Origin of the sequence: Chryseobacterium sp. YIM B08800 (assembly GCF_026163565.1) — a bacterium.
Taxonomy (GTDB): Bacteria; Bacteroidota; Bacteroidia; order Flavobacteriales; family Weeksellaceae; genus Chryseobacterium.
Map to the genome: position 1 here is coordinate 1 of NZ_JAPDKN010000092.1, position 7,251 is coordinate 7,251.

At 31.8% G+C, this 7,251-nt stretch carries 9 protein-coding genes and 1 riboswitch; all 9 genes read left to right on the plus strand.

The window, feature by feature from the left end:
- The first annotated feature begins 414 nt into the window (after window positions 1-414).
- A complete protein-coding gene (gene arr, locus OEW74_RS19215) occupies window positions 415-840 on the plus strand; it encodes an NAD(+)--rifampin ADP-ribosyltransferase (protein WP_265430012.1) in 426 nt (141 codons plus the stop codon).
- A gap of 71 nt (window positions 841-911) precedes the next feature.
- Window positions 912-1,430, plus strand: a complete 519-nt coding sequence (locus OEW74_RS19220) for a DinB family protein (protein WP_265430013.1) — start codon at window positions 912-914, stop codon at window positions 1,428-1,430.
- Window positions 1,431-1,562: 132 nt separating this feature from the next.
- Complete coding sequence (locus tag OEW74_RS19225; RefSeq protein WP_265430014.1) at window positions 1,563-3,620, plus strand: M48 family metallopeptidase; 2,058 nt, start codon at window positions 1,563-1,565, stop codon at window positions 3,618-3,620.
- Between the two features lie 236 nt (window positions 3,621-3,856).
- Window positions 3,857-4,396: a hypothetical protein gene (locus tag OEW74_RS19230; protein WP_265430015.1), complete on the plus strand. Its 540-nt coding sequence runs from the start codon at window positions 3,857-3,859 to the stop codon at window positions 4,394-4,396.
- A gap of 63 nt (window positions 4,397-4,459) precedes the next feature.
- Window positions 4,460-4,618, plus strand: coding sequence for a hypothetical protein (locus tag OEW74_RS19235; protein ID WP_265430016.1), 159 nt, complete (start codon window positions 4,460-4,462; stop codon window positions 4,616-4,618).
- 5 nt (window positions 4,619-4,623) lie between these two features.
- On the plus strand, window positions 4,624-4,986 hold the full coding sequence (locus tag OEW74_RS19240; protein ID WP_265430017.1) for a DUF2200 domain-containing protein: 363 nt from the start codon (window positions 4,624-4,626) through the stop codon (window positions 4,984-4,986).
- 13 nt (window positions 4,987-4,999) lie between these two features.
- Complete coding sequence (locus OEW74_RS19245; protein ID WP_265430018.1) at window positions 5,000-5,437, plus strand: DUF1801 domain-containing protein; 438 nt, start codon at window positions 5,000-5,002, stop codon at window positions 5,435-5,437.
- Between the two features lie 40 nt (window positions 5,438-5,477).
- Complete coding sequence (locus OEW74_RS19250; protein WP_265430019.1) at window positions 5,478-6,113, plus strand: hypothetical protein; 636 nt, start codon at window positions 5,478-5,480, stop codon at window positions 6,111-6,113.
- A gap of 29 nt (window positions 6,114-6,142) precedes the next feature.
- Window positions 6,143-6,556 carry a DUF1801 domain-containing protein gene (locus OEW74_RS19255; protein WP_265430020.1) on the plus strand — a complete coding sequence of 138 codons (414 nt, stop codon included), beginning with the start codon at window positions 6,143-6,145 and terminating at the stop codon, window positions 6,554-6,556.
- A 445-nt stretch (window positions 6,557-7,001) separates the two neighbouring features.
- Window positions 7,002-7,127: riboswitch (FMN riboswitch) on the plus strand.
- The last annotated feature ends 124 nt before the right edge of the window (window positions 7,128-7,251 follow it).

The window sequence follows — 7,251 nt, forward strand, 5'->3', positions numbered from 1 at the left end:
GAATTTTAAGATTCCTTGTTTGCCTTTGCGTTAAATCATGAATCATTAGTAAAAACGGATGTACATCAATAATTTCATATTGATACGATGTAATTTTATATTATAACAGCTTAGAGTAATATTCTTCCGTTATAAAACAATATTCTTGTGACCTAAAGTAATATTCTTGCAACATCATTTTAGATTGGCACGATGTAATTTTATATTATAACAACTTAGAGTAATATTCTTCCGTTATAAAACAATATTCTCGTCACTTAAATTAATATTTTTCTGTTGTTACATTCACTTTTCTCACGATTGTATCGTGTAGTTTATCTAAAAAATCAATATCGCTCAATTCCCAGAGCGGTTTTTTCATTTCAAAACAAATTCTTAAGTTTACAGGTTCTGCAAACCTCAAAATCCTTCGTAATGGAAAACAAAAAAGATGAACAAATTCTGGATAACGGTCCGTTCTACCACGGTACAAAAGCCGATTTACAAATTGGTGATCTGCTCAATCCTGGATTCGAATCAAATTACTATCCCGAAATTATCATGAACCATATTTATTTTACAGCATTACAAAACGGCGCCGGATTAGCTGCTGCACTCGCAAAAGGTGATGGCCATGAAAGGATTTATATCGTAGAACCAACAGGAACCTTTGAAAATGATCCCAATGTAACCGATAAAAAATTTCCAGGAAACCCTACCCGATCTTATCGAAGTACAAAACCGTTAAAAATTGTTGGCGAGATCACCGAATGGATTAAACTAACCGATGAAGAACTTCAAAACTGGAAAGAAAGAATTGCAAAGCTTCGGGAAAATCCGGATGCTGAGATTATTAATTAGAATTGATCCATCAAAAATATGATCTGAAAACACCATTATTAAGTAATTTTACAAAACCACAAAAAATTAATATGAATTTAAAAACATTAATCACTCACACCGTTCAGTACAACAATTGGGTTGTTAACAAGTACATCGACTGGCTTTCTGCAAAATCTGACGAACAGCTTAATCAGGAAGTTATTTCAAGTTTTCCAACCATCTTAAAAACATTACATCACATTTGGCAAACACAGGAATATTGGTGGAGCCATATTGCAGAAAATGATGATTTCGATTTTGCAGCAACTTCAACAACGACCGATAAAGAAGAAATTTTCAACGCCATCAAAAACAATTCTCAAAAACTGATGAAATATGTAGAAAGTTTATCTGAAGAAGATCTTATAAAAAACGTAAAAATTGATTCACAATGGTTTCAGTGTGATTTTTCAAAATATGAATACATTCAACATATTGTTTTACACGGCACTTATCACAGAGGGCAAATTGTAACGATGGGACGAAACGTAGGAATCACCGACGCACCAATGACTGATTATAATTTCTGGAATATTTATAAAGATACAGACATACAAAGTATAAACTAAGTAAAAATAAACGGAGTAATTTATTACAAGAAAAACATCGTATACAACAATTTATGCACTAATTTAAATCTACCAAAAAGGATTTTTCTTGCCTCATTAAACCAATGTATGTATTATTGTAAAAAAATACTTATGCATATTCAGGTTTCCCAGGATTTTAAAAAGAAAACCAAGGCGGCGGTTTCAGCAATCGTCATTTTTATTTTCGTTTATATTCTTATTTTTCTTTTCACTATTGCGTTGGCTTTAGCCTGTATTGGTGGTGGAATTTGGCTCATTATTGCAAAACCGATGTTTCTTACCCTTATGGTGGGTGCTGGTTTGGCAGGAACAGGAATTTTTGTATTCTTTTTTATCATTAAATTTTTATTCAAAAAACATATCAACGATAGAAGTTATCTCTCCGAAATCAAAAGATCAGACGAGCCTGAACTCTTTAAAATGATTGACGACATTGTAAAAGAAGCAGAAACCAACTTCCCGAAAAAAGTCTATTTATCTTACGATGTAAATGCAAGTGTATTCTACGATTCAAGTTTTTGGAGCATGTTTTTTCCTATTCAGAAAAATCTTACGATTGGGGTCGGGCTTATCAATACCACCACAAAGCAGGAGCTCAAAGCAATTTTATCTCATGAATTTGGGCATTTCTCACAACGTTCGATGAAGGTTGGAAGTTATGTATATAATGTGAATCAGATTATTTTTAATTTGGTGAATGACGATGCATCTTACCGTAATTCTATCGAAAAGTTTGCGAGTTTCAGCAGCTATTTTTCAATTTTCGCATCGCTTGCCATTTTTTTCACTTCAAAAATACAGTGGATTCTTACCAAAATGTATTCTTATGTCAACATCCGTCACATGGCGCTTTCCAGAGAAATGGAATTTCATGCAGATGAAGTTGCTGCTAATATTTCGGGCTCTATTTCTTTGGAAGAATCGCTTTTGAGATTAGAACTTGCCAGCAATTCTTACAATAACGTGATCAATTTTTATGAAGCAAGAATTTCGAAAAATCAGTCGAGTAAAAATATTTACAGAGAACAGTTTTTTGTGATGAATTTTCTTGCAGAGCAAAGCGAGCTGGAAACTAAATACAATCTTCCGTATGTGAAACTTACAGAATCTGGATTGTTTAATAAGTCTAAATTGAATATCGAAAATCAGTGGGCATCGCATCCTTCCACCGAAGATCGTGTTGCAAAACTCAGACAGCTGAATATTGTAAAGGAAACCGATAATCGACCTGCAAAAGATTTATTTAAAGACTTTGAAAAAACCGAAGAAAAACTGACTGCCAAACTTTTTTCAAACGTAAAATATAAGCGTGGCAGAACAGATCTAGAGTTTGAAACTTTTAAAACCGAATTTGAAACGCAGTATCAAAACGATTCTTTCGATAAGATCTTTAATAATTATTACGATAACAAAAACCCAGATCCTGAAGCTAAAGAAAATGTTTTGTCTGAAGATATTCAGTTTGAAAATCTTTACGACAACGAAAAAGTAGAACTTGTCTACACATTGATGGCTTTAGAAAATGATAAAAAAACCATAGAAGCCATTGCCAATAAAGAATTTGTTTTAAAAACATTCGATTACGACGGAAGAAAATATAAAGCATCAGAAGCCAAGAAACTCATCCCGGAAATTGACAAATCTATCATAGAAAATAAAAACCTGATTGCTAAAAATGATTCTGATATTTACAATTATTTTCTAAAAATCTCAGAAAACCTGAATAAAAAATCAATATTTATAACTCTTTATCAAGCTTTTGCAGATTATGATAAGCAATACGAAGATAAATATAAGCTGTATATAGATCTTGTAAACGCAACTGCTTTCATTAGCACAAGAACTCCATTTGAGCAAATAAAACAGAATTTTATTACTCTTAAAACTCTTGAAGAAAAATTAAAATATGAATTAAGGTTTCATCTTCAAAATTCACTTTTAACTAAAGATCTGAGCGAACAGGATGTAAAAGATTTAGAATATTATGTAGAAAAAGAACACGTATATTTCAATAACGAAGAGTATTTTGACCACAATTTACAAATGCTTATGAATGCCGTCAACATGTTGCCGTATTTCCTTCACCGAAAGTATTTTTTGAAGAAAAAAGAATTATTGGCTTTAATGAAAGACCTAGAAGAAAGTAAGCGTGTAGAAAAAGTTTCTTAAGAATTTTCATCAACCGTTCAGATTTTTGGACGGTTTTTTTGTGTAATTTAATTTAATATCATTTTAAAACTTGAAAAAGATATCCGGAAGTATTTACATAAGCTTTAAATTAAATAGAACTATTTTCTCAAGACAATATTCTTCTATTTCTCATTTTTGTTTAATTTAGTTTGATTGAAAAAACATCTGCTCATATTGAGAATTGATTCTACAATTGTAAAAAACTATCATACAAAATGAAATTCAGATTATTACTTTTAATTGTACTCGTTTCTCAAATTTGCTTTTCTCAAATTGAAAAACTCGACGAAAGTAAAATAGCCAATATTAAAAATGTTATTGATTTATTTAAACAGAAAAATATTGAAGACATTTCACAAAATGTGAATTTTCCACTAAGAAGAGAATATCCGATTCAGGAAATTAAAAATAGAGAACAGTTTAAGCAACGTTTCAATGAGGTTTTTGATAAAAAACTAATCGATAAAATAGCTCATTCAAAAACCGAGCAATGGTCGGAAGTTGGCTGGAGAGGAATTATGCTCGACAATGGCGATATCTGGATCGATAGTGATGAGGGAAAAATAATTGCGGTAAACCATCAAAGTGATTTTGAAAAAAAGCTGAGAAAAAAACTGATTAATAAAGAAAAAGAAAATCTACATTCTTCGTTAAAAACTTTCGAAAGCCCAACTTACAAAATAAAAACTAAGAACTATCTAATTAGAATTGACGAATTAGAAAATAAAAATACAGATATGCTTCCTGGAAAATAAGTAAAAAAGAATCATCAAAACCCGATATCATTCTAAACAATGGAGAATTAGAGTTTCAGGGAAGTGGCGGAAATCACGTTATTACTTTTACCAATGGGAATTATATCTATAAAGTTTACAGAAATATTATTGGTGAAAAAAAATACACCCGACATCACCCTTGAAATCGAAGAAAATGAAAAAATAATTCTGCATCAAGACGGAACTTTAATCTTAAAATAAAAAACATGAAAACCACACCTCAACATAATGAGAGAATTGCAAAAATGACCTTTTCATCGGTTTATCCACACTACATCACAAAGGTAGAAAGCAAAGGCAGAACCATTGAAGAATTGCATCAGGTGATAGAATGGTTAACCGGTTTTGATGCTCAAAAACTGCAGGAACTCATTGACGAAAAAGTAACATTTGAAACGTTTTTTAAGAATGCAAAACTAAATTCTAATGCTCATCTTATAACAGGAGTAATCTGTGGCTATCGAATTGAAGAAATTGAAAATGAGCTGACAAAACAGGCTAGATATTTAGATAAATTAGTCGATGAATTGGCAAAAGGCAGAAAAATGGAAAAGATTTTAAGACAGTAATTTCATAGAAATCATGGCAAAAACAAAGACAAACTACACCGAGATAGACGTAAAAGATTTTTTAGATTCTTATGTTGATAATGAGCAGAAAAAAACCGACAGTTTGCAATTGATAAAGCTGATGCAGGAATGGTCTGATTCTGAACCCAAAATGTGGGGACCATCGATTATAGGATTTGGAAATTATCATTATAAATATGCAAGCGGGCACGAAGGTGATGCGCCGGTTATTGGGTTTTCGCCCAGAAAAGCAGCGTTTTCGCTGTATGTTTATTCCGACACAGAAAAAAGCAAGCTATTGTTGCCCAATCTTGGAAAATTTAAAATGAGCAAAGCCTGTATTTATATAAAAAAACTTTCAGATATTGATGTTTCTATTTTGAAAGAGCTCTGTATGGAATCAATTCAATACATCAGTGAAAATCATGAATGTTCTTGCAGAGCCAAATAACAGGATTAAAAATAATTTATAAATTTTTCTGAATCAATCTATGATCTCTGCTAAAAATTACACCCTCTTACCCGATGCCAAAAAATTAAAATCTATCTGTAAAGCGATTTCGATTTTAGATGCTATACTTTCTCAAGAATGGGAATACCGTTACTACTCTTACAACAATAAATGGTCAGACCACGAAGAGTTTTTTGAAATGCGTGACGGATCGGGAAATCAAATGCTTGTTTTATTTTCACAAAACGATTGCGTTATCAATGGTTTTGTTCACGAATATAAGCAGCAAAACAAACAAAAACTAACCGAAAATCTGCCTTCTATTTTTAATGAATTTATTTTTGGCGAACCTGTTAATTCCATTGGAACAACTTTTTGCCTGTGGACTACCGGACAAATAAACTGGCACACGAGACAGATTGAAAACTTCGAAGATAATTCTGAAGAAATGTTGAATATTTTTGATGGAAATCCTCAAACTTACATCGATTGGGCGACAGAATATTTTGAAGAAAGCTATAAAGAGTCTGGAATTCCTTTAGAAACGGTGGAAAAAATTTACGCTGGTCAAGCTTTGACAAAAAATATGGTTTTATCAATCGTTGATGAACTTGAAGATTGGGAACAATTGGAAGCCGACCTTAAAGAAATTGGTTATTCTTATAATTTTGATTAGTAAAATAACTTTAAATTTCCGCTTTTAAAATGACCATTCAAGAACAAATCAACGACTATATCTCCAACCAAAAAGAACCAAAACGCAGTGATTTAGAAAACCTTCATCAGATTATTCTTGAGCTTATGCCGCAATGTAAATTATGGTTTTTAGACGGCAAAAATGATGAAAACAAAATCGTTTCCAACCCGAATATCGGCTATGGACTTCATCTTATGAAATATGCTGACGGAAAAACCAGAGACTTTTACAAGATTGGATTGAGCGCCAATACAACAGGAATTTCTGTTTATATTATGGGTATTGATGATAAAAAATATTTAGCCAATACATTTGGAGAAAAAATAGGTAAAGCCAGTGTCACGAGCTACTGCATAAAATTCAAAAAGCTGAATGATGTTAATCTGGAAGTTTTGAAAGAAGCAATACAGTCTGTGCTTTGAAATCAATAATTCTTAGCAAAATCAAAGAATTAAAAACAATCATAGAATATTCTCATCATTCAAAATACTTGTATTTCTTTGTTAAGTAACACGCCTTTGTATAAATTAAAAAGGTCAATATTTAAAATTCTCTGTTTGCCTTTGCGTGAAATTAAGAATTATATAAAATAAAATTCGTGCATTCGTGGCAAAAAAAGTTGAATGTAAAACTCCCAACAACCACACATTATTGAAAATAAAATCTGTGCAAATCTGTGCAATCCGTGGGCTAAAATACATAGCCACGAATACACGAAATTAAATCTTCAATGCAGTTAATCTGAATTCTCATTAAAACCTCTTCCCTATTTCAAAAAACTTCCCGAAATTTACGGTCTGTGCGTTAAACAAAAAAATTAATGAATTAAAGAACAATTAAAACAAACATACAGTAAAACTTAGCATAAGTTTTCTTCGGGGCAGGGTGCAATTCCCTACCGGCGGTTACAGTCCGCGACTCCTTTTTTACGAAAGGACTGATTTGGTGAAATTCCAAAACCGACAGTTACAGTCTGGATGGGAGAAGAAAATGAAACAATCAATAAGACTATTTTGATAGACTTGTTGTGTTGTATTTCATTTCCATGTACCGAAGTGTATTTTAACTTAAAATTAAGAGCCTGTTTAAAAAAGAATAATAAAAAAGAGTAAGGGCT